Source organism: Variovorax atrisoli 110B (assembly GCF_000382045.1).
Taxonomy (GTDB): Bacteria; Pseudomonadota; Gammaproteobacteria; order Burkholderiales; family Burkholderiaceae_C; genus Variovorax; species Variovorax atrisoli.
The window spans coordinates 231,081-256,743 of the sequence record NZ_KB907450.1; the positions used below are offsets into that span (position 1 = coordinate 231,081).

Genomic DNA, 25,663 nt, shown 5'->3' on the forward strand with positions numbered 1-25,663 from the left:
GAACATCATGACCATCGCCATCCAACCCGCCGGCAACGCTGCAGCGGACCCGGTCGACCATCTGCTCGAGATCGGCCTGAAGGACCTCTGGTACCCGATCTGCCCCTCGCACTTCATCAAGGAGAACCCGATCTCCCTGCGCCGCCTCGGCCGCAAGATCGCGCTGTGGCGCGACGGCGAAGGCGTGCTGCATGCGCTGGAAGACCGCTGCCCGCACCGCGGCGCGCCGCTGTCGCAGGGCGTGGTGCTGGGCGACCGGCTCTCGTGCCCCTACCACGGCGTGGAAGTGCGCCACGACGGCGTCGTCACGCGCGTGCCCGGCAGCCCCGGCTGCAAGCTCGAGGGCTCGAAGGCCACGATGCACTTCCACGTGCAGGAGCGCGCCGGCGCGGTGTTCCTCTACAACTCGAAGGAGCCGGTCGACGTGCCGCCGCCGCTGGTGCTGCCCGAGCAGCTGACCGACGATGCCGAGTACAGCAGCTTCCTCTGCTACACCGAGTGGAAGGGCGACTACCGCTACGTGCTCGACAACGTGATGGACCCGATGCACGGCACCTACCTGCACAAGCAGTCGCATTCGATGGCCGAGGGCGATTCGAGCGCCAAGTTCGGCATCCGCCAGACCGACACCGGCTTCGTCTTCGAGAAGGAAGGCCAGCGCAACGTCAACTTCGACTGGACCGAGTGGGCCGACACCGGCATCCACTGGATGCGCCTCGAAATCCCGTACCCGAAGACCGGCGGCCCCGGCGGCAACTTCATCATCATCGGCGCCTTCTCGCCCATCGTGAAGGGCATGACGGCGACCTTCTTCTGGCGCGTGCGCAAGCTGCAGCCGGGCTGGCAGCGCGACACCTGGCGCTTCCTGTACCGCAACCGCCTGGAGGCGCGCCACTGGCATGTGCTGGAGCAGGACCGCGTGATGCTGGAAGAGATGGAGCCCGACGCCAACCAGCACGAGAACCTGTATCAGCACGACCTGGGCATCGTCCGCCTGCGCCGCCACATGCGCAACCTGGCCGTTGCGCAACTGGCCGAGGCAGGCGAAGCCGCCACGGCCTGACGGGGGAGAGAGCTTCGCCATGTCTTCCCCAACGCTCAACGCCCTCGTGCACACCATGCGATACGAGGCCGAAGGCATCGTGAGCGTCGAGTTCCGGCCGGCCACGCCCGCGGTGGACTTCCCCGCCTTCGAGGCCGGCTCCCACATCGACCTGCACCTGCCCAACGGGCTGGTGCGCAGCTACTCGCTGTGCAATCCGTCGAGCGACCGCCAGCGCTACGTGGTGGGCGTGCTCAACGACCGCAAGAGCCGCGGCGGCTCGCGCTACGTGCACCAGCAGCTGCGCGTGGGCATGACGCTGCCCATCTCGGCGCCGCGCAACAACTTCCGGCTGGAGGAGGGCGCCGAGCGCTCGGTGCTCGTGGCCGGCGGCATCGGCGTCACGCCCATCTGGTGCATGCTGCAGCGGCTGGTGGCCATCGGCAAGCCGGTGGAGATCGTCTACTGCGCCCGCACCCGCAAGGAGGCCGCCTTCTGCGACGCCATCGAGGCGCTCGCGAAAGAGAAGTCGGTGCAGCTCACCTGGCATTTCGACGACGAGAAGGGCGCCCCGCCGAACCTCGCCGAGCTGCTGTTCGGCAAGGGCGCCGCCAGCCACTACTACTGCTGCGGCCCCACGCCGATGCTCGATGCCTTCGAGAAGAGCTGCGAGCAGCTGGGCTACGCCAATGCGCACATCGAGCGCTTCGCCGCCGTGCAGGTGGAGGCGGGCGCCGCCTCGCAGGCATGCGTGGTGGAGTGCGCCAGGAGCGGCAAGAGCGTGGAGGTGCCGGCGGGCAAGTCGATCCTCGACAGCCTGATCGATGCCGGCCTCAACCCCGACCACAGCTGCAAGGAAGGCGTGTGCGGCGCCTGCGAGACGGCCGTGCTCGAAGGCGAGGTCGACCACCACGACGGCATCCTCACCAAGATCGAACGTGCGTCGAACAAGACCATGATGATCTGCGTCTCGCGCTGCAAGGGCGCGCGGCTGGTGCTCGACATCTGAACGGGGCCACCGGCCGACAGAAGAAAACCACCCGGGACAACTCAATGAAAAAGTACCTGATCGCGCTGGCTGCGGCCAGCGGGGCTGGCGGAGCGCTGGCCCAGTCTTCCCTCACGCTCTTCGGCGTGGTCGATGCGGCCGTCACCTACACCAGGGGCAGCGGCCCCGGTTCGGCCGGCAAGACGCAGCTGACCAACAGCGGCAACATGTTCAGCCGCCTTGGCTTTCGCGGCACCGAAGACCTGGGCGGCGGCTACTCGGCCAACTTCTGGCTCGAGATGGGCCTGCAGAACGACAGCGCGCAGGGCTTTCCCTCGAACTCCAACAACCAGGCCAGCGGCAACGGCCCGGCCGGCGTGCTGAGCTTCAACCGCCGCTCCACAGTGAGCCTCGCGGGCCCCTTCGGCGAAGTGCGGCTGGGCCGCGACTACGTGCCCGCCTTCTGGAACACCGCCATCTTCGACCCCTTCGGCACGGGCGGCGGCATCGGAGCCAACCAGATCTACTTCTCGGGCCTCGGCGGCCTGGTCGCGCCCACCGGCACGCGCGCGTCGAACAGCATCGGCTACCTGCTGCCGGCCGACCTCGGCGGCTTCTACGGCCAGGTGATGTACGCCATGGGCGAGAACGACTCGAACTCGGTGCTGCCAGGCACGCAGGTGTCGAACAGGCATGACGGCGACCACACCGGCGCACGCTTGGGCTACCAGGGCGGCGGGCTCAACATCGCGCTGGCCACCGGCCGTACCCGCTACGCGAGCGGCGACCTGCGCGTGACCAACCTCGGCGCCTCCTACACCTTCGATGCCTCGCTCATGAACCTCAAGCTCACGAGCGAGCTGTACAGGGAGTCGAAGGGCAGCACCGATGCCAAGGGCGTGCTCGTCGGCTTCCAGCTGCCCATCGGGCCGGGCGAGATCAAGGCCTCGTATGCGCGCTACCGGCTGGAGCCGGGCGGTGCGCTGCTGAAGCCCACATCGTCGAAGCTGGCCATCGGCTACGTGCACAACCTTTCGAAGCGCACGGCGCTCTACGCCACCATCGCGCGCATCAGCAACAGCAACGGTGCGTCGCAGGCCCTCTCGGGCGCGATCACCGCGCCGAACCGTGCCTCCAGCGGCACCGAGTTCGGCATGCGTCACATGTTCTAGGCGCCCCATCACCTTCACCCCGTCAGGACCGGCCATGCAGAACAGCAGCAGCAACAAGAACAGCGGCGCAAGCCTTCGCTGGTACGGCGTCATCACGCTGTTCGTGATCGTCGCCATCTCCTACGTCGACCGCATCAACATCGCCGTGCTGATCACCGATGCGGCGTTCCTGGAGCACGTGGGCCTCGCGGCCACCGACCGCGTGAGCCAGGGCTTCCTGGCGACGGCCTTCATGCTGGGCTACGGCGTGTCGGCCTTCGTGCTCACGCCGTTCTGCTCCGCGCTCTTCGGCGTGCGGCGCAGCCTGGTCTACGGGCTGATCCTGTGGGGCGTGGTGACCTGGGCCTCGCCGATGTTCCACAGCTACGGCCTGCTGCTGGCCTCGCGCGTGCTGCTGGGCGTTTCGGAAGGGCCGCTCTTCTCGCTGGCTTCCGCGTACATCAAGGCGCACTTCCGCAGCGACGAGAACGGCAAGCCCAATGCCTTCGTCAACATGGGCACGGGCCTGGGGCTGGCCATCGGCTATCCGCTCGTCGGCTGGCTGCTCACGCAGTTCGCGTGGGACAGCTCCTTCCACGTCCTCGGCGTCATGAACATCGTGCTGGGCATTCCTCTGGTGCTGGCCTTCGTGCGCATGCCGTCGGGGCACGCCGACGGCGTGAAGCCATCTTCCTTCGGCGAGGCGATGTCGCGCGTCGGCGGCATCGTGAAGGGCGCGCTGCAGACGCGGCACCTGTTCGTCGTCACGCTGCTGACCTCGGCAGCGCTGGCCTACCTCTGGGGCAGCAGCAACTGGCTGCCGACCTACCTGCGCGAGGCGCGCGGCTTCTCGATGCGCGAGATGGGCTGGCTGGCCTCGCTGCCTCAGTACGCCACGGTGCTCGCGGTGTTCGTGGGCGGCGTGCTCATCGACAAGGTGGGCCGCGAGCGGGTGCCCTTCATCTTCATGGGCGCGAGCGTGGGCGTGGCGCTGTCGGTGCTCATGGCCATCAATGCGCATGACCCCTACGTGGCGGCCTGCTGCCTGGTGGCGGCCAATTTCTTCTGGGGGCTGCAGAGCCCGGCCATCCCGAGCACGGTGCAGTACTGCTCGCGCCCCGAGCACACGGCCAGCGCGTTCGGCGTGACCAACGGCGTGGGCAGCCTCGTGGCGGGCTTCATGCCTGCGCTCATGGGCGGCGTGATCGGTGCGATGTCGCATGGGGCTGGTGCCGGCCCGGCGGCGGCAGCTTCATCTGCCTCCGGCTTCTTCGCGGGTTTCGCGCTGCTCATCGGCACGCAGGTGGTCGTGTTCGGCTGCGGCCTCATGCTGTGGCTGCGCGACCGCGCGCGCAGCGCGCACACAGTCTCTGGTTCACAGCTTTCGTAGCTTTTTCGAAGGCTTGTACCTTCGTACTGTCGTGGTCGGGTCACACTGCGGCGACCCGGTTTCCGTCATCTGCGTGAGCAGGTGTTTCGGCGGCTGAACCATCTTCGTATTGCATGGCATGCGTCGCGTGCCATGACGCCATTCGGCCTATCGCGCGCGAACATTTTGAGAAGGAAAAGTTCCGCGGTTCATTGAGCACGCAGCGCCCATCAGCTACAACTGCGTGACATCAATGGACGAGGGAATGCGCGTGAAATCAACGACGAGAGCCGCAGCAAGTCTTGCCATCGCCAACATGGTTTGCACCGTTCCCGCTTCGCGGGTGCGTGTCGCGCCGACGATGCGCATGCATTGACGAAGGCCTTCGCGCCACAAGCCCCGCCTGCCCATCCCATCACCCCGCGATCGACGGGAATGGAACCTCTCACGCCTCGCATCCTGGGACCGCCGCCTCGCGCGCGGTGCGACCCTGCATGACCGTGTGGTCCTGACGAACGAACGAGTTCGCCGGGAGGGCACCGTGTTGCCCGTTTCTCCCCGATTCCCCCGTTGTTCATCTCACTCATCACCGCGCGCGTCTTGCGCATCGCCGGCTATCCGCCGGCGGCTGCGAAGCCGGCGCATGTTTCTTCTTACCAAGAGTACTCAGAGGCGATCATGAAAAGATTCAATACACCCGTGGTCCATCATCTTGCCATCACCGCAGTGACCCTTGCCGTCCTCACGGCTTGCGGCGGCGGCGGAGACGGCGGTGGCTCTTCCTTGGGCGGTGCAGGCGTCGGCCTCAGCGCACCTTCGGACCAGGTCGTTTCCGCTCCCGTGTCCGATCCCACCGCCAAGGCGCCCGACGACGGCGTGCCCAACGCGGCGAACAATGCGGTCGCCGCCGTCGACCGCTCGGCGCGGCCGATGGAGCTGCCCGACACCGTCTGGCCCAGCAACTACAAGCTGTGGTTCCGCCCCGATGCGGCGCTCAAGACCTTCGTGGGCCGCGGCGACGTGGAGATCGAAGTGCTAAAGCCTGTCGATGCCATCGTCGTCGCCGCACACAACCTGAACTTCGCGAGGGGCCGCACCACGCTGCGCAAGGTGTCGAACCCTTCGGAGGCGATTGCGCTGATTCCCACGCCGCAGACGCTGGGCGACTTCGTGCAGCTGCGCCTGAACGACGGCCAGATCGCCAAGGGCAAGTACCTGCTGCACATGGAGTGGGACGGCAAGATCCAGTTCTCCGACGCCGAGTACTGCCCGCCGGCCGAGGTGGCGCGCAACCCGTTCTGCTCGGCGGCCACCGGCATCTTCAAGGTTGGACTCTCCACGCCCGAGGGCGTGAGCAGCGACGCCATCGTGACGCAGGGCGAGACCAACTACGCGCGGCAGTGGTTCCCGGGATGGGACGAGCCGGCCTTCCGCCACACCTTCGAGATATCGGCCGAGGTGCCGGGCGACTGGAAGACGGTGTCCAACGGCGCGCAGATCGAGGCGACGAAACTGCCCGACGGCTACCAGCGCGTGGCCTTCGAGAAGACGCCCTCCATGCCGATGTACCTGACCTTCTTCGGCGGCGGCAAGTTCGACATCCTGGCCGACAAGTTCAAGAACCCGCTCGACGGCAGCGAGATGCCGCTGCGCTGGTTCACGCCGCCGGGCCGCTCCGACTGGGCCAAGTTCGCGATGGAGTGGACCAAGGTGTCGATGGACTACTACTACAACTACACGGGCATTCCGCTGCCGTTCAAGAAGTTCGACACCGTCGCGGCCAACGACAGCTACAACAACAAGCCCAACACCGGCTTCGGCGGCATGGAGAACTGGGGCTCGATCTTCGAGTTCGCCGACTCGGTGCTCACCAAGCCGGGCGACACGCCCACGCTGTACTCGGTGACGGTGGTGACGCACGAGGTGGCGCACCAGTGGTTCGGTGACCTGGTCACGCTCGACTGGTGGGACAACGTGTGGCTCAACGAGTCGTTCGCGCGCTGGTTCGAAAGGCGCACCACGATCAAGTTCCACCCCGAGTACTACAGCTTCTCCGACTACGTCCTCGACAAGCACAACGTGATCGTCGCCGACCTGAAGAACACGGCCGTGCCGGTGCAGCGCAACCTCAATGACGCGGGCTCGTTCGGCTTCATCAGCCCGTCGATCTTCGTCTACAACAAGGGCAGCCACGTGCTGGAGACCATCCAGAACTACATCGGCGAGGAAGCGATGCAGAAGGGCCTGCGCATCTACCTGAAGGACTACGCCTTCGGCAACGTCACGCCGTCGCGGCTGTGGAGTTCGCTGGAGAAGGCCAGCAACGGCAAGAAGGTGAGCGAGATCGGCGACAGCCTGATCCGCCAGACCGGCATTCCGCTGCTCACGGTGGACGCGCAGTGCGCGGGCAACAGCACCTACGTGAACATCACGCAGGAAGCCTTCCCCAACCAGAACCTGTACCCGGCATCGACCTGGACCATTCCCGTGACGCTGGCCTATGGCGACTCGATGGAGCAGCGCAAGACCTTCGTGATGTCGGGCAACAGCACGCAGATCGAGCTGCCCGGTTGCACCGCGGTGCTGGCCGGGCCGACCGGGCAGGACTACTACGTGAGCAACTACAGCGCCCCCTCGTGGAGCGCGCTGCTGGCCAAGGCCCAGAACTTCGCGGGCAACAAGCCGCTGCTGCTGAACATCGAGCGCGATGCGTTCCGGCTGCTGAGCGTGGGCCGCATCACGCAGGCGCAGTACGACCAGATCAAGGGCGTGCTGAACCTGCCCGCACCGCTGCTGGCCAAGACCCAGGTGAGCGAGCAGAAGATGGCTGCGGTGGCCACCGGTGCGGAGAAGGAGGAGTACCCGCACGCACTGCGCTTCCAGGGCAGCCTGAAGCTGCGCGAGAACGAGAAGCGCTGAGCGGCATCACCTGAAACGGCGCGCGCCGTCCTGCATGCGGCATGCAGGGCGGTGCGCGCCCCTTCGACAAGGGATCATCATGAACACAGCACTCAAATGGCTGGCCGCCGGTGCGTCGGCATTGCTGCTCGCCGCCTGCGGCGCTAACAGCGGCGGCGCGCCCGAGGCCGAACTGGTCGGCACCTACGCCGTGAAGCAGAACGGTGCGCTCAAGGAGCTCATCAAGATCGAGAAGCAGGGCGACGCCTACGTGATGCGCGACAAGGTCCGCACGGCCGAGTGGAGCGAGCCGAAGATGACGATGAAGCCGGTGACGCGCAAGCACTGGACGCGCATCACCACCGACAGGGAGAACACCGCCTTCGTCGGCGTGGCGAGCGAGCAGCTCGGCATCTTCAAGGTGCCGGCCGGCTGGAAGAAGAACGGCTTCCAGACCTCGACCGGCTACTTCCTGTTCTATTCGCGAGGGCCGGTGGAGGCGTACAAGCTCTGAACCCGGAGGCTCAGGCGGCCGGCGCCACGCTCGCGCCCTCGATGCGGTGGCGCTTCAGCGCGTCGGCCACGAAGCCGCTGGCCTTCATCTCCTCGACGAAGGCCGCGAGCAGCGCCTGCGCCTGGGCGCCGCGGCTGGCGGGCGTGCCCATGGCCTGCTGGATCACCATGAAGCGCCCCGGCAGCACGCGCACGCCGGGTGCGCGCTGCGCCTCGCCTTCGAGCAGCTGGCGGATGCCGGCCGCCACCTCGACCTCGCCCGAGCGCAATGCCGCAAGTGCGGGCCCCGCGCCCTGGAGGCGGACGATCTCGGCCGCCTTGATCTCGCGCGTGAGGAACAGGTCATAGGCGCTGCCGGACCCCACCGAGATGCGGTTGCCCTTGGCATCGACCTGCGCGTTGTCCTTCAGGGCCGAGCCTTCGGGCACCAGGTAGCTGCCCTCGATCAGCACGTAGGGCGCGGTGAAGAGCAGCCCCTCGCTGCGCGCCGGGTCGATGGCGAAGAAGCCGATGTCGGCCTTCTCGTTCTTGACCGCGTCCACCGATGCGGCGGCCTTCTCGAACACCACCAGCTCGATGCCCACGCCCAGGCGCCGCGCGAACTCGCGTGCCAGGTCGATGGACACGCCCACGGGTTCGCCGGTTGCGGCGTCCTTGTTGGCGAGGATCGGATTGCCCAGGTTGATCGAGGCGCGCAGCGTGCCGCCGGGCGCGAAGGCGGAAACGAGGGAGGGGGAGATCGTCGTCTGCTGAGGCTGTGTCATGGCGTTCGTTCGTCGGCAGGGGAGCGCGCCAGTTTACGGGCGGGCCTGCGGAATTTCCTACCGGATGTAGGGAAGCGCGCTCACCGGCGAGGCCCGGCGGCTCCCGTAGGCTCGGGCATATTCGAAGGTAATCTTTTCTCTTTAACTCCTGCTGTTTCCGCCGTGCCGCTTTCCACCTTTCCTGTCGACGACAACGTCCCCGTCCGCCGCAACCTGGTATCGGCGACGGAGAGCGAGCTATACATTCGCGTGTTCGGCCCCATGATCGACGTGACCGCCAAGCCGGAGGGCCTCCCGCGATGAGCGCCGCCGTCCAACCCTCGATGGCCGAGGTGCTGCGCCCCCTGCGCAATGCCACGCATGCGCTGCACGAAGCGCTCGACAGCCAGCTGCCGATCGCCCGCGAAGATGCCTCGCTGGCCGACTACGCGGATCACCTGCGTGCCCTGCGCCCCTGGCTGGAGGCGGTGCGGCAGGCGCTGGCCGTCCCCGGCGATCCCGGGCTCGACCGCGTGGCGCGGCGCACCGACCGGCGCCTGGCGGCCCTGGCGCTCGATCTAGAGGATGCCGGTGCAGCGCCGGTCGGGGAGCACGCCGGCGCCACGGCCCAGGCATGCCTTGCGCCTCGGCTCGTGGAGGCCGCCGCCGAGCCTGCGTTCGCCTGGGGCCTGGCCTACGTGCTCGAAGGCTCCCAGCTCGGCGGCCTGGCCATGCACAAGCGCCTGGCGCCGAAGCTGGCGCCGCATCCGATGCGCTACTTCCAGCCCGTCGACGCACCCGACGGCCTGCCCGCGCAGTGGAAGGAATTCGTCGCGCAACTGGCTGCGGCGCTGCGCGATCCGGCGGCTGTCGATTCGGCTCAGCGCGGCGCCGTGGCCGGCTTCGAAACTCTCATCCCGCGCTTCGGTTTGCAGCCGGCCGGATTGTAGGAAGCCGCCGACGAATCCCCCGAAGACGCGCTGGCATGATCCTGTCAACCTGTTTCCAGATAACCCAGTGCGGCCGCCGCCGCCTCGCCCGAACTTGACCAACGTGCCGCCGCCCCTGACTCTCACCGAGCCCCAGCCCCAGCCGCAGGCCGGCTCGCGGGCCCTCGAGCCCGTGCCGGTCGACCTGTCCAATTGCGACCTCGAGCCGATCCGCGTTCCGGGCTCGATCCAGCCGCACGGCCGCATGCTGGTGCTCGACGGCGGCTCGCTGGCGCTTGTCGCATGGAGCGAGAACTGGCCCGACGCCGAACTGCCCGCCGCGCTCGAGGCCGTGCGCGGGTTGCGTTTGCCGGCGATGCCGCCGGGCGGCTCCCCGGTGTCGCTCGGGGCGATGAGTCTTGCGCATAACTTCTTCGACGTTTCCGCGCACCGCGGCGGGAACCACCTGATCGTCGAGTTCGAGGCCGCCTCGCCCCCGGGCGGCAACGAGGCGCCCATCTATTCTCTGGGCCGCGTCTTCCTGCCCCGGCTGCAGGATGCAGCCACGGTGGACGAACTGTGCTGCCTGGCCGCGCGCGAGATGAAGCGGCTCACCGGCTTCGGCCGCTGCCTCGTCTACCGCTTCGACGCAGCCGGCCATGGCGAGGTGCTGGCAGAGGCTGCCGAGCCCGGCTACGACAGCTACAGCGGCCATCACTTTCCCGCGTCCGACATTCCGCGCCAAGCGCGCGAGCTGTACCTCGTCAACCACTTCCGGCTGATCGCCGACGCCAACTACCAGCCTGTGCGCCTGCGTGCCAACGACGCGTCGCTCACCGCCGCCGACATCGACCTTTCGCAGGCGCAGCTGCGCAGCGTCTCGCCGATCCACCTCGAGTACATGCGCAACATGGGCACGCTGGCGTCCATGTCGGTGTCGATCGTCATCGATGGCAGGCTCTGGGGCCTGATCTCCTGCCACGACCATGCGCCGCGCTTCCTCGACACGGCGACGCGGCTCGCGTGCGAGCACCTGGGGCAGTTGCTGTCGCTGCAGATCCGTTCGAAGGAAAGCAATGGCGAGGTGGCCGAGCGGCTCGAGCTGCGCAAGCTCACGCTGCAGATCGTCTCGCACCTGTCCAACAGCGACGGCACCCTGCAGCACCTCACGTCCGAGGTCTCGCTGATGCTGCGCGTGATGCGCGCCACGGGCGCCGCCGTGGTGCTCGACGACGAGGTCTGGTGCGTGGGCGACGTGCCGGCGCGCGCGCACGTGCAGGAGCTTGCGGGCTGGATCGCGGGGCTGGGCGTGGAGGTCTATGAGAGCAATGCGCTGGCGGCGCACTTCGCGCCGGCTTCGCAGTTCGTCGACGTGGCGGCGGGCGTGCTCGCCATCTCCATCTCGCAGGTGCACCGGCACCTGATCCTCTGGTTCCGCCCCGAGATCGTGCAGACGGTCCGCTGGGCGGGCGACCCGCAGAAACCGCAGAGCCTGGTCAACGGCCGCATGCATCCTCGCCTGAGCTTTGCGAGCTGGGTGGAGCACATCCGCGGATGCTCCAAGCCCTGGTCGCCGGCCGAGGTCGGGGCGGCCGCCGAACTGCGCCAGGCGCTGATCGGCATCGTGCTGCGCCGCGCGGAGGAACTGGCCTCCGTGGCTTCCGAACTGGGACGCGTCAACAAGGAGCTGGAGGCGTTTTCGTACACCGTGTCGCACGACCTGCGCGCCCCGATGCGGCACATCGCCGGCTACGTCGACCTGGTGGGGCAGACCGAGGGCGAGCAGCTCAGCGAGCGGGGCCGCCGCTATCTTTCGCACGTCAAGGAGGCGGCCGCCTTCGCGGGACAGATGGTCGACGCGCTGCTCGACTTCTCCCGCATGGGCCGCTCCGCGCTTAAGCGGCGGCAGGTCGACAGCGCCTCGCTGGTCGAAGGCCTGGTGCGAGAGCTGACGCGGCTGGAGCCGCAGCGCAAGGTGGAATGGCAGGTCGATGCCGACCTGCCGGCGCTGTATGCCGACCCGCTGCTGCTGCAGGTGGCGGTGCGCAACCTGCTGGCCAACGCGGTCAAGTACTCGCGCACCCGCAGCCTGTCGCGCATCGCGGTGCGCGGCATCCGCAGCGACCTGGGCGACGGGCTCGAAGTGCAGGACAACGGCGTGGGCTTCCAGATGAAATACGTCGACAAGCTGTTCGGCGTGTTCCAGCGGCTGCACCAGGCCGAGGATTTCGAGGGCACGGGCATCGGCCTGGCCAATGTGAAGCGGATCGTGGAGCGCCATGGCGGCACGGTCTGGGCAAAAGGGGAGATCGACGCGGGGGCGAGCTTCGGCTTCATCCTGCCGCGCCAGGGCCCCGACAACGGAGAGGAACATGCTTAAGCCGATCCTGCTTGTCGAGGACGACAAGCGAGACCTCGAACTCACCCTGATCGCGCTGGAGCGCAGCCAGCTCGCCAACGAAGTCGTCGTGCTGCGCGACGGCGCGCAGGCGCTCGAGTACCTGCACCGCCAGGGCGAGCATGCGGACCGCGCCGAGGGCAATCCGGCCGTGATCCTGCTGGACCTGAAGCTGCCCAAGGTCACCGGACTGGAGGTGCTGCAGGCGGTGCGCGCCAATCCGGCGCTGCGCAGCATTCCGGTGGTGATGCTCACCTCGTCGCAGGAAGAGTCGGACGTGCTGCGCAGCTACGAACTGGGCGTGAACGCCTACGTGGTCAAGCCGGTGGCGTTCGACCGGTTCGTCTCCGCAATCGCCGAGCTGGGTGTGTTCTGGGCCGTGCTCAACGAACCGCCGCCGGGCTCCCTGAAGGCTGCGCGCAAACATGAGTAGCGACGGCGGCGCCCCTGCCGCGACCATGCAGCCGACGAGCATCCTGGTACTCGAAGACTCGCGCTTCGACGTCGAGCTGCTGACCGAGGCGCTGGCCCAGACCCTGCCGCTGGCCACGATCCGCGCGGTGCGCGACGAGCGCGGCTTCGTCGAAGCATTGAATGAAGGCGGCTTCTCGCTGATCCTGTCCGACTACGAGCTGCCGGGGTTCTCGGGCGCGCATGCGCTCGAGCTGGCGCGCCGCCTGGCGCCGGAGACGCCGTTCATCTTCGTCTCGGGCGTGATCGGCGAGGACAACGCGGTCGAGCTGCTCAAGAGCGGGGCCACCGACTATGTGAGCAAGGGCCGTCTCGCGCGGCTGCCCGTGGTGCTGGAACGCGCGCTCAAGGAGGCCGCCGACCGGCGCGCCAAGGGGCTTGCGGAGCGCCGGCTGAATGCGGCCAACGCGGCCATCATGGAAGCCGAAGCGCGCCGCCTGGCCCTCATGGAGCTGGGCGACCGCATCCGCGACATGGACGAGCCGGGCGACATCGCCTATGCGGCCTCCGAAATGCTCGGGCGCAGCCTGGACGTGGACCGCGCCGGATACGGCCTGGTGGACACGGCGGCCGAGACCATCGTCATCGCCCGCGACTGGACCGCGCCCGGCGTGGCCAGCCTCGCGGGCCTGCTGCACTTTCGCGACTACGGCTCCTACATCGACGACCTGCGCAAGGGCGTCACCGTGGCCTTCGCCGACGCACGGCTCGACTCCCGCACACGCGACAACGCGCAGGCGCTGGAGGCCATCACTGCGCGCGCGGTGGTCAACATGCCGCTCACCGAGCGTGGCGGGCTGGTCGGGCTGCTCTATCTGAATCATGGCGAAGTGCGGCCGTGGACGCGCGACGAGTTGGATTTCATCCGCGAGGTCGGCGACCGCGTGCGCTCGGCCATCGCCCGGCGCGAGGCGCAGATCGAGCTGATGGCCCTGGCCGAGTCGCTGGAGCGCCAGGTCGAGGCGCGCACCCACGAGCGCGACCGCACCTGGGCCCTGAGCCAGGACCTGCTGGGCGTGGCCAACTCGCAGGGCTTCTTCGTGAGCGTGAACCCCGCCTGGGAAGCCGTGCTGGGCTGGAGCGCCGAAGAGATCTGCGCCATGCCCTTTCGCTCGCTGGTGCATGCCGATGACCTGATCCACACCGAGGCCGAGCTGGAGCGTCTCCTGCAGGGCGAGCGCACCACCGGTTTCGAGAACCGCTACCGCACAAGGAGCGGCGGCTACCGCTGGCTCTCCTGGACCGCCGTGCCCGACAACGGCCTGCTGTACGCCGCCGCGCGCGACATCACCGAGCAGAAGGAGCGCGCCGCCGAACTCGATGCCGCGCGCGAGCAACTGCGCCAGAGCCAGAAGCTGGAGGCCGTGGGCCAGCTCACCGGCGGCCTGGCGCACGACTTCAACAACCTGCTGGCCGCGATCAGCGGCAGCCTCGAACTGATGCGCCGGCGCGGCCTTCAGGGCAATCCGGCGGACATGGAGCGCTACGTGGGCGTGGCGCAGGGCGCGGTCAAGCGCGCGGCCGCGCTCACCCACCGGCTGCTGGCCTTCTCGCGGCGCCAGACGCTGGAGCCCAAGCCGGTCAACGCCAACCGGCTGGTGACGGAAATGGAAGAGCTGCTGCGCCGCACGCTGGGCCCTCACATCTCGCTGGAGACGGTGGCGGCCGTCGGGCTGTGGAACGTGCACGCCGATCCGGGCCAGCTCGAGAATGCGCTGCTCAACCTGTGCATCAACGCGCGCGACGCCATGCCCGAAGGCGGCACCCTGGTGATAGAGACAGCCAACCGCTGGATCGACGCCCGGACCGCGCGCGACCGCGAGTTGCCGATGGGGCAGTACGTGTCGCTCACCGTCAGCGACAACGGCGTGGGAATGCCGCCGGAAGTGGTGGCTCGGGCCTTCGATCCGTTCTTCACCACCAAGCCGATCGGCATGGGCACCGGACTGGGCCTGTCGATGATCTACGGCTTCGCGAAGCAGTCTGGCGGGCAGGTGCGCATCTACTCGGAGGTCGGCAAGGGCACCTCCGTCAGCATCTACCTGCCGCGCCATGACATGCAGGAAGAAGTGTCCGCGGCACCGGCAGTGGCCATGCTCGCGCCGCGCGCCGACCAGGGCGATACCGTGCTGGTGGTCGACGACGAACCCGCGCTGCGCATGATCATCGTCGAGGTGATGCGGGGCCTGGGCTACGCCACGCTGGAAGCCGGGGACGGGGCCGAGGCACTGCGCATCCTCCAGACGCCGCGGCAGCGCATCGATCTGCTGGTGAGCGACGTGGGGCTGCCCGGCGGCATGAACGGCCGTCAGGTTGCCGACGCCGCGCGCACGGCCCGGCCGGGCCTCAAGGTGCTCTTCATCACGGGCTATGCCGAAAACGCCGTGTTGAGCCATGGCCACCTCGACCCCGGCATGCACGTGATGACCAAGCCCTTCGAGATGGACGTGCTGGCGCGCCGCGTGAAGCAGTTGATCGAAGAGCGCTAGCGCCCCGACCGTCGACATGCGCCCGGCCGGGGCTGCGGGAGATCAGCGCGCCGTCAGCGGCTCCAGGCCGGTCTTGGCGATCGTGGGAGCCGCTGCGGGCGAATTGAGATAGCGGATGAGCTGCCGCGCCGCGTCGGGCTGCTTCGAGGCGCTGGCGATGCCGGCGGAGAACACCGTCACGCGCTGCACTTCGGCAGGCAGCGGTCCGATGTAGTCGATGCCCGCGATGGGCAGCAGTTCGCTGACCTGCTGCAGGCCCAGCGCCGCGTCGCCGCGCGCCACCACGGAGCCGACGCGCTCGCTCAGGATGCGCTTGCTCTTGGGCTTGACCTGGTCCTCGATGCCGAGCTTCTTGAGCAGCTCGGTCTCGTAGTAGGTGCCGCTCGCGCTGGCCGAGTAGGCGATCGACGGCGCTGCGATCAGCGTGCGCTTGAGCGCGTCGACCGTGCTGATGTCGGGTTTGGGCGCGCCCTTGCGCACCGCGAAGCCGATGGCCGAGCGCACCAGGTCGACCTGGCTGCCCGGCACCACCTTGCCCTCGGCCACCAGCGCATCGAGCGCGGGGCGCGCGAGGATCACCACGTCGGCCGGCTCGTTGCGGGCGAGGCGGCTGGGGATGGAGTCTTCGGCATTGCCCATCGAGGCGCCGTAGGCGGTCTTCACGCTGCGGCCGGTGCTGCGCTCGAACTCGGGGCGCAGGTCGTTGTAGGCGGCGGTGAAGCCGCCGGAGGTCATGACGTGGATGTCGGCGCCGCCCGCGGGCTTGCTGCTGCTGGTGGTGCCGAGGCTGCCGCAGCCTGCGAGCGCGAGGGCCGCGACCAGCGGTAGCGCGGCGCGGCGGGTGAGGGTGCCGAAGGAAGAGGGGAAGGAAGAGCGGAAAGAAGAGGGGGTCTTGAAGGGCTTCGTCACGATGTCTCCAGGAGGAAGAGGATTGCGGCGCGGTCGCCGCGTGCCGCTGTCATCGTAGAAGCCGGGGCTGTCATTCGGCCTTCAGCGAAGTCGGGGTTATCACTGAGGCGCCTCGGGTGCCTCGGGCTTGTCGGGAGTGCTCCTGCCTGCATCCGCGCCCGGCAGCCGCCCGCGCCGGGCCAGCCCCTCGCGCAGCAGGAACTCGACCTGCGCGTTCGCGCTGCGCAGCTCCTGCGCGGCAAGGCGCTCGATCTCGGCCCACAGGGCCGGATCGATGCGCAGGGGGTAGGCTTTCTTGCCGGGACTGGCCATCGGATGGGTACGGATCGGGAGGGCGTGTACGGTTCGCGCCTCAGGTGTAGAGCGTACCGGTGTTCACCACGGGCTGCGTCTCGCGGTCGGAGCACAGCACCACCAGCAGGTTCGACACCATCGAGGCCTTGCGCTCGTCGTCGAGCACGACGAGGTTGCGTTCCGACAGGCCCTTGAGCGCCGCCTCGACCATGCCGACCGCGCCCGACACGATCTGGTGCCGCGCGCTCACGATGGCCACCGCCTGCTGGCGGCGCAGCATCACCTGCGCGATCTCGGGGGCGTAGGCCAGGTGCGTGAGCTTGGCATCGAGCACCTCGACGCCCGCGCTGGCGAAGCGGCGGTTCAGGTCGTCACGCAGGGCGTCGGCCACGGTGTCGAGGCCGGCACGCAGCGTGGTTTCCTCGCTGGGCAGGTCGTCGCCGCTGTCGTAGGCGTAGAGGGTGGCCAGGTGCCGGATGGCGGCCTCGGACTGGATGGCGACGAACTTGTTGTAGTCGTCGATCTCGAAGACGGCCTGCGCCGTGTCGTACACCCGCCAGACCACCGCCGCGCCGATCTCCACCGGGTTGCCGCGCTTGTCGTTCACCTTCAGCGGGGGCGTGTTGAGATTGCGTGCGCGCAGCGAGATCTTCTGGCCGCTTTGCAGCGGGTTGGTCCAGCGCAGGCCCTCGGAGCGGTCGGTGCCCTGGTACTGGCCGAAGAGCGTGAGGATGATGCCCTCGTTGGGCTGCAGCATGTAGAGGCCGGGGATCAGCACGAGGCCGACCACGATCAGCAGGACGCTCATCGGCAGCGGCATGAGGCGCTGCACGATCGCCCAGACGCCGATGGCGATCAGCAGCAGCACCACGGCGGAAACGCCATAGCCGTTGATCGACCGGTAGGGGCGCTCCATGCGGACCGGTCGCGGATTGATGTTGGGGGTCTTCTCTTGCATCACTGCCTCCGTTGAAAGTGATATCACTCTAATATCTTTTCGGGGCCAGTCAAGATGTTTTGGATGTCCCGGCAAGCGCGCCGGTTTTCCGCCGCCGGCTGCCGGCGCCAAGGTAAAGACGGCGCGCTTTACCGCCGCTTTACGGGCTCGCAACGCAGGCGACAGCCGCCGCGCCTGAAATTCGCGGTGGCCCTTCGGAGGGCCGGCCACCGAGGACTCCAGCCATGACCATGAACCGCTCCCTGCAACGCCTCGCACTTGCCGCCGCCCTCGTCGCCGTGAGCGGCCAGGGGTTCGCGCAATTCGGTGCTGGTGGGGGTGGCCCCGGCATGGGCGGCGGCCGGCGCGGCGCGAGGCCCGACAGCTCCGCCGCTTCGCGCACCGGCGAAGGCCTCACCACGCCGACAACAGCCGCAGGGAAGATTCGCGACAAGCTCTACGACCTGCGACTGCAGCTCATGGTCACGCCCGAGCAGTCGCCGCTGTGGGACCGTTTCTCCGACGCGGTTTGGGAGCTTGCCGGCCGCCCCGGCATGACGGCCGCCGCGCCATCCGACGACCTGAACGCGGTGCAGTTCGTCCAGCAGCGCGCGATGCAGGCACAGGATCGTGCGCACCGCATGCAGGCGGTGAGCGATGCGTTGTCGAAGCTCTACGAGTCGATGACGCCCGAGCAGCGCCACACGGCCGACCAGAACCTGCCGGCGGTCATTCCCTGATCGCCCCGATCAGTCAGTCGATCAGGTCGAAGCAGCAGCCCGCGTAGTAGGGCTTGTCGCCGCCCTCGACGAAAGGCACCTCGATGGGCTTGCCTTCGTTGCGCCACACGTCGCGCTTTCGGTAGCCGGAGCGCGAGAGGTCGGCCAGCAGCTCGTCGTGGTGCTGGATGCGGTAGGGGCACACCGCGATGCCGATGCTGTTGAGCGTGTAGATCGTTCGCTCCGGGTGCACGGCGGTGGTGTTCATCACGATGCGCCGGGGCTTCACCGCGAGCTCGGAAAGGATCGCGTCCATGCGCACCGGCAGGTACTGCAGGCTGCCCGACACGTACAGCACGTCGCAGCCGCTCGCATCGCGGTAGTCGGTGGTGAAGCCCAGCTGCTCGGTCGCCTCGCGCTTGACGGCCATCGCGCGGCCGCTCTCGACCACGCCGGGCACGTCGCACACCGTCCAGCGCAGCGTGGAGGGATAGCTCAGCACGCGGCGGAAGGCGTAGTACTTGATGCCGACGTGTCCGCCGAGGTCGAACACGCGCGTCATGCCCGCGTCGATGGAGCGGCCCAGCCAGAAGAGGCCTGGGTAGTCGTAGAAGTAGATCTGCGGGCTGTAGAGTTCCCCCGCGTCGGCGTTGGCATAGCCCACGGCCTTGCTGGAAGGCGCCCCGGCCTCGGCCGCGGCGAAGCTGTCGAACGAGCCCATGAACAGGTTCTCGTCGGTGTTGTTGAGGAACTTGCGCCTGTACGCGCTTTCGCGGGCAGGAAATTGCAGGAGGCTGTTGAGCATCTCGTTCTCCGTTGGCTCGCCCATTCTGGGCGCAACGGGAGCGCGAAGGCGCTATAGCCCAGTGCGGTTGGGGCAGTTACCCCATGGGGGTTACATACCGCTCGCCAACGCCGCGGCGGCCGCCCGCGTCTCCACGCCCAGCTTCTCGAAGATGTGCTCCAGGTGCTTGTTCACCGTGCGCGGGCTGGTGCCCAGGATCTCGCCGATGTCGCGGTTCGTCTTGCCCTTGGCGAGCCACGAGAGCACCTCGGTCTCTCGCGGCGTGAGCGCCGCATCGGCCAGCCGCGCGGCCGGCCCTTCGCGCTGCACGGCGAACAGCAGCATCGTCTCGCCCAGCGCCGCCGCGCCGAGGTTGCGCACCGACAGCCGCATGCCGGTGGACGTGCCGACGGCGATGACCGCACCCGGCGCCAGCGCCGCTTCGAGCGAGCCCGGCAGCAGGCCCGGCGCCGGCGGCACCTCCAGCGCATGCAGCCACAGCGCGGCCTGCGGCGAGCGCCATGCGATGCGCCCGCGCGTGTCGACGAAGACCACGCCCATGCCCGCCACGTCCACCGCGTCGCGGGCCATGCGGGTGATGCGCGCGTTGCGCGCGTGCGTGTGCAGCCGCGCCAGCACCTCCTGCGCGCGGATCGGCTTCACCACGTAGTCGACGCCGCCGCACTCGAAGCCCTCGACCACGTGCGAGGTCTCCGACAGGCCCGTCATGAACAGTACCGGGATGTGCGCGAGCGCCGGGTTGGCCTTGATGCGCCTGCAGGTCTCGAAGCCCGAGAGGCCCGGCATCAGGCCGTCGAGCAGGATCGCGTCGGGCACCACCAGTTCGAGCCGCTGCAGCGCGGCCTCGCCGTCGGCCGCCACCAGCACGGTGTAGCCGCTGGCCTCGAGGGTGTCGCACAGCATGCCGAGGCTGCTGGGGGCGTCGTCCACCACCAGCACCACGGGGCGTTCGGCCGAAGGCGAATCAGGGAGCGAGGGTGTCTGCATCTTCTGACAGTGCGTTGCGGAGTTTGTCTAGTTCGAAGCGCGCGACCATGCCGCGCAGCCAGGTGCATGTGGCCGCCGCCGAGGGCGAGGAAGCGGCCAGCCGGTCGAGCGCAGTGTGCAGGCCGCGCACGTGGCCCATCTGCGCAAGCCGCATGAGTTCGGCGCGGTCGTCTTCGGGCAGGTCGAGCTGCCTGGGGCGCGGTGCGGTGTCCGCATCGTCGTCGCGGGCGTTCGGCGGCAGGGCGTCGCCGGCCGCCAGCCATTCGAGGCCGAGGTGGCGCTCCAGCGTGGCGATGAGCTCCGACTCGATCACCGGCTTGCCCACGAAGGCCTGGCAGCCCGCCGCGCGCAGCCGCTCGGCCTGGTTCTCGAACATGTTGGCCGAGACGATGATGATCGGGATCTCGCCGAAACCCGAGGCGCGCACCGACGCGGCGGTCTGCCAGCCGTCCATGTCGTCCATCGTCAGGTCGAGCAGGATGGCCGAGGGCAGCTCCTCGCGCAGGCTGTCGAGGCACTCGGTGCCGCTGGCGGCCTCGCGCACCTCGAAGCCCAGCGGCGCGAGCATGCCCGCGAGCATCTGGCGCTGCACCGGCTGGTCGTCCACCACCAGCAGCGTGCGGCGCTCGCCGATGTAGCCCGACACGGGCTGGCGCACGGCACCCGCCTTGCCGGCCTGCGGGCCGGGGTCGGCCACCTCGCGCAGGTATACGCGCACGCTGAATGTGCTGCCCTGCGAGGAGGTCGACGCGAGCTTGAGCTCGCCGCCCATCAGCGAGGTGAGCAGGCCGGTGATGGTCAGGCCCAGCCCCGTGCCCGGCTCGCCGCGCCGGCGGCCCGCCGCGCCGCGCTCGAAGGGCAGGAAGATGCGCTGGTGGTCCTGCGGCGCCACGCCGATGCCGGTGTCGGCCACGTCGAAGCGCAGCACCTCGCGGCGCGCGTCAACGTGCAGCGTGACGGTGCCGCTGTCGGTGAAGCGCACCGCGTTCGTCAGCAGGTTGATGAGGATCTGCCGCAGCCACTTCGCGTCCGCATGCACCCAAGGCGGCAGCCGTCCCGCGTGCGTGTAGACGAAGGCCAGGCCCTTGTTCTCGGCCTGCGGCCGCACCATGTGCACGAGCTGGTCGAGAAAGGCCGGCAGCGCCAGCGGCGCGGGCTCCAGCTGCAGCCGGCCGGCCTCGATGCGCGCGAGGTCGAGCAGGCCGTCGATCAGGCCCAGCATGTGCTCGCCGCTGCGGTGGATGGTCTGCACCGCCTCGCGCGGCGGCTTCACCGAGTCGCCCTTCAGCAGGATCTGCGAATAGCCCAGGATGCTGTTGAGCGGCGTGCGCAGCTCGTGCGTCATGCCGGCCACGTAGCGGGTCTTGGCCTGGTTGGCGGCCTCGGCGGCTTCCTTGGCGGCCTGCAGCGCGGCGTCGGTGCGGCGGTGCGCCTCGATCTCCAGCGCCAGCAGGTTGTTGTGGCGGTTCGATTCCTCCTGCGCCATCTGCCGGCTCTCGCTGCCCAGCACCACCCACCACGCGGCCACGGCCGCCACCACGGAAAGCAGCGCGAACACCTTCAGGAAGGCCGTGGCCATGACCGGGTCGCTGGTGCCCGCCAGCGCTTCCTGTGCATAGACCACGCCCACCACGGTGGCCAGCAGCGCGATGAGCGACGCGGCCACGAGCAGGTAGTGCGCCACGCGGAAGTTCAGGCGCGCCGACAGGGCAGGCGGCAGCAGCGCCTGCAGCCAGCCGCTCATCTGCTCGGCCGCGCGCGAATCGGTCTTGCAGCGGTCGTGGCAGCGCGACTCGAGCGTGCAGCACAGCGAGCAGATCGGCGCGCTGTAGGCCGGGCAGTGCGCCATGTCCTCCGACTCGAAGCTGTTGTCGCACACCGAGCACTTCACGGCCTGGCCCGGCGTCCAGCGCTCGATGTCGTTGCGCGCCAGGTAGTAGCGCCCGTGCGTGCGCCAGGCCAGCAGCGGCGACAGAGCCATGGCGGTGGCCAGCGCGATGAAGGGCGAGAAGGCCTTCGCCCATTGCCCCAGCGTGCCGGAGTACGCCAGCATGGCCAGCGCCGCCGCCACCAGCATCGACACCAGGCCCACCGGGTTGATGTCGTACAGGTGCGCGCGCTTGAACTCGATGGTGCGCGGGCTCCAGCCCAGCGGCTTGTTGATGACCAGGTCGGCCACCAGCGCGCCCACCCAGGCGATGGCGATGTTGCTGTAGAAGCCCAGCACGTGCTCCAGCGCCGCGAACACGCCCAGCGCCATCAGCAGGATCGCGATGGCCACGTTGAACACCAGCCACACCACGCGCCCCGGGTGGCTGTGCGTGAGCCGCGCGAAGAAGTTCGACCATGCCAGCGAACCCGCATAGGCGTTCGTGAGGTTGATCTTCATCTGCGACACCAGCACGAACAGCACCGTGATGCCCAGCACCCAGGCCGGATCGCGCAGCACGTAGGAGAAGCCCGTGAGGTACATCTGCGTGGGCTCGACCGCATGGTTGGCCGGTATCTCGTGCTGCAGCGCGAGGAAGGCCAGGAAGGCGCCGCCCATCATCTTCAGCATGCCCGGCACGATCCAGCCAGGGCCCGCGACCAGCACCGCCGTCCACCAGCGCACGCGGTTGGCGGCGGTCTTCTCGGGCAGGAAGCGCAGGTAGTCGACCTGCTCGCCGATCTGCACCACCAGCGAGAAGGCCACGGTGGCGGCGGCGCCGAACATCAGCGGGTCGAAGCCGCTGCTGTCGGAGGTGCGGCCCACGAGGCCGGTGAAGTCGGCGTAGAGCTCCGGCTTCTTCACCAGCACCGCGACGAAGGGGCAGACGAACAGCACGATCCAGATCGGCTGCGTCCACAGCTGCAGCCCCGAAATGAGCGTGATGCCCCGCGCAACCAGCGGGATGATGACGATCGACGACACCATGTACAGCAGCCACAGCGGCCAGTCGAGGTACATCTGAAGCGCCAGCGCGAGGATGGCCGCCTCCAGCGCGAAGAAGATGAAGGTGAAGCTCGCGTAGATCAGCGAGGTGAGCGTGGAGCCCAGGTAGCCGAAGCCCGCGCCGCGCGTGAGCAGGTCCATGTCCACGCCGTGGCGCGCCGCGTAGTACGAGATCGGCAGGCCCGTGAGGAAGGTGATGAGGCCCACCACGAGGATGGCCCACAGCGCGTTCGAGAAGCCGTAGCTCAGCGCGATCGCCCCGCCGATGGCTTCCAGCGCCAGGAAGGAGGTGGCGCCGAAGGCCGCGTTGGCGACGCGGAACTCCGACCACTTGCGGAAGCTGCGCGGCGTGTAGCGCAGCGCGTAGTCCTCCAGCGTCTCGTTCGCGACCCAGGCGTTGTAGTCGCGGCGGATGCGGAAGATCTTCTGTCCGGAGACGGATTGCATGGCGGGTTCTCGCGGCGGCGGTGGCATGGCGCGGGTACAGCAAGAAGCGCTCCCTGCGTGCTTCCACCGGTTTCTGGCTCGCGAGTCTGCAGGCACGACGGGCCCTCGCCGCTACGTTGAATGACGTATTCGCGCATACGCCGGTGATTTCTAAAGTTCCAGCCATGGTGCTCGGGGCACCGTCCGATGCACTTCGATGGTGCGCGGCCTTCCTTTCCAACAACCTGCCTGGAGTTTCCTGATGTCGCGTGATTCCGATCTTTCCCTCGATGCCATGGCATTGCGCCGCCGCCGCCTTCTGCAGGGCGCCGCCGCGCTGCCCGTGATGGGCCTCAGCGGCCTGAGCTTCGGCCAGGGCCAGTTCCCCACGGCCAAGGTCAACACGACGAAGCTCGCCGTGACGGACACCGAGGTGACGGTGGGCCAGCTGCATTCGTCCACCGGCACCATGGCCATCTCGGAGACCGGCTCCATCCAGGCCGAGCAGCTCGCCATCGACCAGATCAACGCCATGGGCGGCATCCTGGGCCGCAAGATCAAGGTCATAAAGGAAGACGGCGCCTCCGACTGGCCGACCTTCGCCGAGAAGTCGAAGAAGCTGCTGGTCAACGACAAGGTCGCGGCCGTCTTCGGCTGCTGGACCAGCGCCTCGCGCAAGGCGGTGCTGCCGGTGTTCGAGAAGGAGAACGGCCTGCTGTACTACCCGACCTTCTACGAAGGCCTGGAGCAGAGCAAGAACGTGATCTACACCGGCCAGGAGGCCACGCAGCAGATCATCTGGGGCCTGGACTGGGGCGCGAAGGAGAAGAAGGCCAAGACCTTCTTCCTGGTGGGCTCCGACTACATCTGGCCGCGCACCTCGATGAAGATCGCGCGCAAGCACATCGAGAACTTCCAGAAGGGCTCGGTCAAGGGCGAGGAGTACTACCCGCTGGGCCACACCAACTTCAACTCGCTGATCAACAAGATCAAGGTGGCCAAGCCCGACTGCATCTTCGCGGCCGTGGTGGGCGGCTCGAACGTGGCCTTCTACAAGCAGCTGAAGGCCGCGGGCATCACCGGCGACAAGCAGTTCCTGCTGACGCTGGCCGTGACCGAGGACGAGATGACCGGCGTGGGCGGCGAGAACTTCGCTGGCTTCTACTCGTCGATGAAGTACTTCCAGACGCTGGACAACGCGAACAACAAGAAGTTCGTCGAAGCCTTCAAGGCCAAGTACGGCAAGGACGCCGTCATCGGCGACGTGACCCAGGCCGGCTACCTCGGACCCTGGCTGTGGAAGGCCGCGGTGGAGAAGGCCGGCAGCTTCGACGTCGACAAGGTGGTGGCTGCATCGCCCGGCATCGAACTCAAGACCGCACCCGAAGGCTACGTGAAGCTCGACGCCAACCACCACCTCTGGAGCAAGGCGCGCATCGGGCAGGGCCAGGCGGACGGCACCTTCAAGGTGGTGGCGGAGTCGGCCGAGCTGATCAAGCCGGATCCGTTCCCGAAGGGCTACCAGTAACCGTGTCTTTCTCCCTCCCCCTCTGAGGAGGGCAGGGGTGAGGGCAGGCGGCCGTCGATGAAGCCCTGCGCTCGCAGGCGCCGTCTGTTCCCATCCCAACCTTCCCCCAAAGGGGGAAGGAGCCAATACCCCAAACATCGGAATCCGTTGCCATGACTCTGTCGGACATGCTGAACATCGGCCTCATGCAGGGCTTCGCGGGGCTGAGCCTCTTCGCGGTGCTGCTGCTGATGGGGCTGGGCCTGGCGATCATCTTCGGCCAGATGGGCGTGATCAACATGGCGCATGGCGAGTTCATGACCATCGGCGCCTACTCGATCTACCTGGCCGCGCGCGTCACCGAGAGCCTCGCGCCCGAGTTCATGCCGTACTACTTCCCGATCGCCATCGCGCTGGCCTTCGTCTTCGCCTTCATCGTCGGCTGGATCGTGGAGTGGGTGCTGATACGCCACCTCTACAAGCGTCCGCTCGACACGCTGCTGGCCACCTGGGGCGTGAGCCTGGGGCTGCAGCAGATCTTCCGCACCTTCATCGGGCCGAAGGAGGTGAGCCCCACGCTGCCCGAATGGCTCATGGGCTCGTGGACGCCGCACGAGGGCCTGGACATCCCGATCAACGGCCTGTTCGTGCTGGCGCTCACCGCGCTGGTCACGGGCGGCGTGCTGGTCGCGCTGCACAAGAGCCGCTGGGGCCTGAGGGTGCGCGCCACCGTCGCCAACCGAACCATGGCCAACGCCACCGGCATCGACACGAAGAAGACCGACCGCCTCACCTTCGCCATCGGCTGCGGCATTGCCGGCGTGGCGGGCGCGGCCTTCACCACCATCGGCTCGACCGGGCCCACTTCGGGGTCGCTCTACATCGTCGACGCCTTCCTGGTCGTCACCTTCGGCGGCGCGGCCAGCCTGTTCGGCACGGTGGTCTCGGCCTTCGGCATCGCGCAGACGCAGTCGGTCTCGGAGTTCTTCATGACCGGCTCGATGGCCAAGGTGCTGACGCTGTCGCTGATCGTCTTCATCCTGATGCTGCGCCCGCAGGGTCTCTTCGCCGTCAAGGTCCGCCGTTGAAGGCACGCATGAACCTGCTGCGCGATCCGATCTCGCACCGCTCGCTACGGATCCTGCGCGCCTTC

Annotated in this window: 21 protein-coding genes; 13 read left to right on the top strand and 8 right to left on the bottom strand. The window is 68.2% G+C overall.

Translation table 11 applies throughout. The features are described 5' to 3' along the window. Positions 1 to 7 precede the first annotated feature (7 nt). Genes G369_RS0101115 through G369_RS0101130 form a run of 4 tightly spaced genes read left to right on the top strand, consistent with a single transcriptional unit; the run spans position 8 to position 4,571 of the window. On the top strand, positions 8 to 1,063 hold the full coding sequence (locus G369_RS0101115) for a Rieske 2Fe-2S domain-containing protein (RefSeq protein WP_019652128.1): 1,056 nt from the start codon (positions 8 to 10) through the stop codon (positions 1,061 to 1,063). A 19-nt stretch (positions 1,064 to 1,082) separates the two neighbouring features. Continuing rightward, the gene (locus G369_RS0101120) at positions 1,083 to 2,051 is read left to right on the top strand and encodes a PDR/VanB family oxidoreductase (protein WP_019652129.1); all 969 of its coding nucleotides are present in this window, start codon (positions 1,083 to 1,085) and stop codon (positions 2,049 to 2,051) included. A 44-nt stretch (positions 2,052 to 2,095) separates the two neighbouring features. After that, positions 2,096 to 3,202 (top strand): porin, encoded by a 1,107-nt coding sequence (locus tag G369_RS0101125; RefSeq protein WP_019652130.1) that lies wholly within the window; start codon positions 2,096 to 2,098, stop codon positions 3,200 to 3,202. 34 nt (positions 3,203 to 3,236) lie between these two features. Continuing rightward, on the top strand, positions 3,237 to 4,571 hold the full coding sequence (locus G369_RS0101130) for an MFS transporter (protein WP_019652131.1): 1,335 nt from the start codon (positions 3,237 to 3,239) through the stop codon (positions 4,569 to 4,571). A gap of 213 nt (positions 4,572 to 4,784) precedes the next feature. Here the strand turns inward: G369_RS0101130 and G369_RS39685 are convergent, their stop codons facing one another. Beyond that, entirely contained in the window at positions 4,785 to 4,919 is a 135-nt protein-coding gene (locus G369_RS39685) for a hypothetical protein (protein WP_019652132.1), read from the bottom strand. 309 nt (positions 4,920 to 5,228) lie between these two features. Between G369_RS39685 and G369_RS0101140 the strand changes: the two genes are divergently transcribed. Together G369_RS0101140 and G369_RS0101145 are read left to right on the top strand one after the other, a co-directional pair. Beyond that, on the top strand, positions 5,229 to 7,469 hold the full coding sequence (locus G369_RS0101140) for a M1 family metallopeptidase (RefSeq protein ID WP_026346128.1): 2,241 nt from the start codon (positions 5,229 to 5,231) through the stop codon (positions 7,467 to 7,469). Positions 7,470 to 7,548: 79 nt separating this feature from the next. Further along, the gene (locus G369_RS0101145; RefSeq protein WP_019652134.1) at positions 7,549 to 7,962 is read left to right on the top strand and encodes a hypothetical protein; all 414 of its coding nucleotides are present in this window, start codon (positions 7,549 to 7,551) and stop codon (positions 7,960 to 7,962) included. A gap of 10 nt (positions 7,963 to 7,972) precedes the next feature. On the opposite strand, the gene G369_RS0101150 is transcribed toward G369_RS0101145, so the two are convergent. Next, positions 7,973 to 8,725 carry a transporter substrate-binding domain-containing protein gene (locus G369_RS0101150; protein WP_019652135.1) on the bottom strand — a complete coding sequence of 251 codons (753 nt, stop codon included), beginning with the start codon at positions 8,723 to 8,725 and terminating at the stop codon, positions 7,973 to 7,975. Between the two features lie 299 nt (positions 8,726 to 9,024). Here G369_RS0101150 and G369_RS0101155 point away from each other — a divergent pair, with 299 nt between their 5' ends. The 4 genes from G369_RS0101155 (at position 9,025) to G369_RS39315 (ending at position 14,991) form a co-directional block, all read left to right on the top strand. Further along, positions 9,025 to 9,654 (top strand): biliverdin-producing heme oxygenase, encoded by a 630-nt coding sequence (locus G369_RS0101155; protein WP_019652137.1) that lies wholly within the window; start codon positions 9,025 to 9,027, stop codon positions 9,652 to 9,654. Between the two features lie 103 nt (positions 9,655 to 9,757). Continuing rightward, entirely contained in the window at positions 9,758 to 12,013 is a 2,256-nt protein-coding gene (locus G369_RS0101160; RefSeq protein ID WP_244164266.1) for an ATP-binding protein, read from the top strand. Next, positions 12,006 to 12,464, top strand: coding sequence for a response regulator (locus tag G369_RS0101165; protein ID WP_019652139.1), 459 nt, complete (start codon positions 12,006 to 12,008; stop codon positions 12,462 to 12,464). Before G369_RS0101160 ends, G369_RS0101165 begins: the two co-directional genes overlap by 8 nt. Next, positions 12,457 to 14,991 carry a response regulator gene (locus G369_RS39315; protein WP_157773615.1) on the top strand — a complete coding sequence of 845 codons (2,535 nt, stop codon included), beginning with the start codon at positions 12,457 to 12,459 and terminating at the stop codon, positions 14,989 to 14,991. The genes G369_RS0101165 and G369_RS39315 overlap by 8 nt, the downstream gene beginning before the upstream one ends. A gap of 42 nt (positions 14,992 to 15,033) precedes the next feature. Here the strand turns inward: G369_RS39315 and G369_RS0101175 are convergent, their stop codons facing one another. The 3 genes from G369_RS0101175 to G369_RS0101185 form a co-directional block, all read right to left on the bottom strand. Beyond that, the gene (locus tag G369_RS0101175) at positions 15,034 to 15,900 is read right to left on the bottom strand and encodes a substrate-binding domain-containing protein (protein ID WP_019652141.1); all 867 of its coding nucleotides are present in this window, start codon (positions 15,898 to 15,900) and stop codon (positions 15,034 to 15,036) included. A gap of 99 nt (positions 15,901 to 15,999) precedes the next feature. Continuing rightward, positions 16,000 to 16,212 (bottom strand): type II toxin-antitoxin system antitoxin, encoded by a 213-nt coding sequence (locus G369_RS0101180; RefSeq protein WP_019652142.1) that lies wholly within the window; start codon positions 16,210 to 16,212, stop codon positions 16,000 to 16,002. 40 nt (positions 16,213 to 16,252) lie between these two features. Further along, positions 16,253 to 17,152, bottom strand: coding sequence for an SPFH domain-containing protein (locus tag G369_RS0101185; RefSeq protein WP_019652143.1), 900 nt, complete (start codon positions 17,150 to 17,152; stop codon positions 16,253 to 16,255). 224 nt (positions 17,153 to 17,376) lie between these two features. Between G369_RS0101185 and G369_RS0101190 the strand changes: the two genes are divergently transcribed. Next, positions 17,377 to 17,871, top strand: coding sequence for a Spy/CpxP family protein refolding chaperone (locus G369_RS0101190; protein ID WP_019652144.1), 495 nt, complete (start codon positions 17,377 to 17,379; stop codon positions 17,869 to 17,871). A gap of 13 nt (positions 17,872 to 17,884) precedes the next feature. Here the strand turns inward: G369_RS0101190 and G369_RS0101195 are convergent, their stop codons facing one another. The 3 genes from G369_RS0101195 to G369_RS0101205 all read right to left on the bottom strand — a co-directional run bounded on the left by G369_RS0101195 (position 17,885) and on the right by G369_RS0101205 (position 23,024). Then, positions 17,885 to 18,655, bottom strand: coding sequence for a TIGR04325 family methyltransferase (locus tag G369_RS0101195; RefSeq protein ID WP_026346132.1), 771 nt, complete (start codon positions 18,653 to 18,655; stop codon positions 17,885 to 17,887). Between the two features lie 90 nt (positions 18,656 to 18,745). Further along, the gene (locus G369_RS0101200) at positions 18,746 to 19,642 is read right to left on the bottom strand and encodes a response regulator transcription factor (RefSeq protein WP_019652146.1); all 897 of its coding nucleotides are present in this window, start codon (positions 19,640 to 19,642) and stop codon (positions 18,746 to 18,748) included. Then, positions 19,620 to 23,024 carry a hybrid sensor histidine kinase/response regulator gene (locus tag G369_RS0101205; protein WP_019652147.1) on the bottom strand — a complete coding sequence of 1,135 codons (3,405 nt, stop codon included), beginning with the start codon at positions 23,022 to 23,024 and terminating at the stop codon, positions 19,620 to 19,622. Before G369_RS0101205 ends, G369_RS0101200 begins: the two co-directional genes overlap by 23 nt. A gap of 241 nt (positions 23,025 to 23,265) precedes the next feature. Between G369_RS0101205 and urtA the strand changes: the two genes are divergently transcribed. Then, positions 23,266 to 24,531 (top strand): urea ABC transporter substrate-binding protein, encoded by a 1,266-nt coding sequence (gene urtA / locus G369_RS0101210; protein ID WP_019652148.1) that lies wholly within the window; start codon positions 23,266 to 23,268, stop codon positions 24,529 to 24,531. 152 nt (positions 24,532 to 24,683) lie between these two features. After that, positions 24,684 to 25,598, top strand: coding sequence for an urea ABC transporter permease subunit UrtB (gene urtB / locus G369_RS0101215; protein WP_019652149.1), 915 nt, complete (start codon positions 24,684 to 24,686; stop codon positions 25,596 to 25,598). Positions 25,599 to 25,663: the final 65 nt, after the last annotated feature.

Coding starts and splice junctions, on each gene's coding strand:
- G369_RS0101165 (WP_019652139.1), top strand. CDS start 12,006: ATGCTTAAGCCGATCCTGCTTGTCGAGGACGACAAGCGAGACCTCGAA.
- G369_RS0101150 (WP_019652135.1), bottom strand. CDS start 8,725: ATGACACAGCCTCAGCAGACGACGATCTCCCCCTCCCTCGTTTCCGCC.
- G369_RS0101125 (WP_019652130.1), top strand. CDS start 2,096: ATGAAAAAGTACCTGATCGCGCTGGCTGCGGCCAGCGGGGCTGGCGGA.
- G369_RS0101115 (WP_019652128.1), top strand. CDS start 8: ATGACCATCGCCATCCAACCCGCCGGCAACGCTGCAGCGGACCCGGTC.
- G369_RS0101155 (WP_019652137.1), top strand. CDS start 9,025: ATGAGCGCCGCCGTCCAACCCTCGATGGCCGAGGTGCTGCGCCCCCTG.
- G369_RS39685 (WP_019652132.1), bottom strand. CDS start 4,919: ATGCGCATCGTCGGCGCGACACGCACCCGCGAAGCGGGAACGGTGCAA.
- G369_RS0101195 (WP_026346132.1), bottom strand. CDS start 18,655: ATGCTCAACAGCCTCCTGCAATTTCCTGCCCGCGAAAGCGCGTACAGG.
- G369_RS0101200 (WP_019652146.1), bottom strand. CDS start 19,642: ATGCAGACACCCTCGCTCCCTGATTCGCCTTCGGCCGAACGCCCCGTG.
- G369_RS0101140 (WP_026346128.1), top strand. CDS start 5,229: ATGAAAAGATTCAATACACCCGTGGTCCATCATCTTGCCATCACCGCA.
- G369_RS39315 (WP_157773615.1), top strand. CDS start 12,457: ATGAGTAGCGACGGCGGCGCCCCTGCCGCGACCATGCAGCCGACGAGC.
- G369_RS0101130 (WP_019652131.1), top strand. CDS start 3,237: ATGCAGAACAGCAGCAGCAACAAGAACAGCGGCGCAAGCCTTCGCTGG.
- G369_RS0101190 (WP_019652144.1), top strand. CDS start 17,377: ATGACCATGAACCGCTCCCTGCAACGCCTCGCACTTGCCGCCGCCCTC.
- G369_RS0101185 (WP_019652143.1), bottom strand. CDS start 17,152: ATGCAAGAGAAGACCCCCAACATCAATCCGCGACCGGTCCGCATGGAG.
- G369_RS0101180 (WP_019652142.1), bottom strand. CDS start 16,212: ATGGCCAGTCCCGGCAAGAAAGCCTACCCCCTGCGCATCGATCCGGCC.
- G369_RS0101145 (WP_019652134.1), top strand. CDS start 7,549: ATGAACACAGCACTCAAATGGCTGGCCGCCGGTGCGTCGGCATTGCTG.
- urtA (WP_019652148.1), top strand. CDS start 23,266: ATGTCGCGTGATTCCGATCTTTCCCTCGATGCCATGGCATTGCGCCGC.
- urtB (WP_019652149.1), top strand. CDS start 24,684: ATGACTCTGTCGGACATGCTGAACATCGGCCTCATGCAGGGCTTCGCG.
- G369_RS0101120 (WP_019652129.1), top strand. CDS start 1,083: ATGTCTTCCCCAACGCTCAACGCCCTCGTGCACACCATGCGATACGAG.
- G369_RS0101205 (WP_019652147.1), bottom strand. CDS start 23,024: ATGCAATCCGTCTCCGGACAGAAGATCTTCCGCATCCGCCGCGACTAC.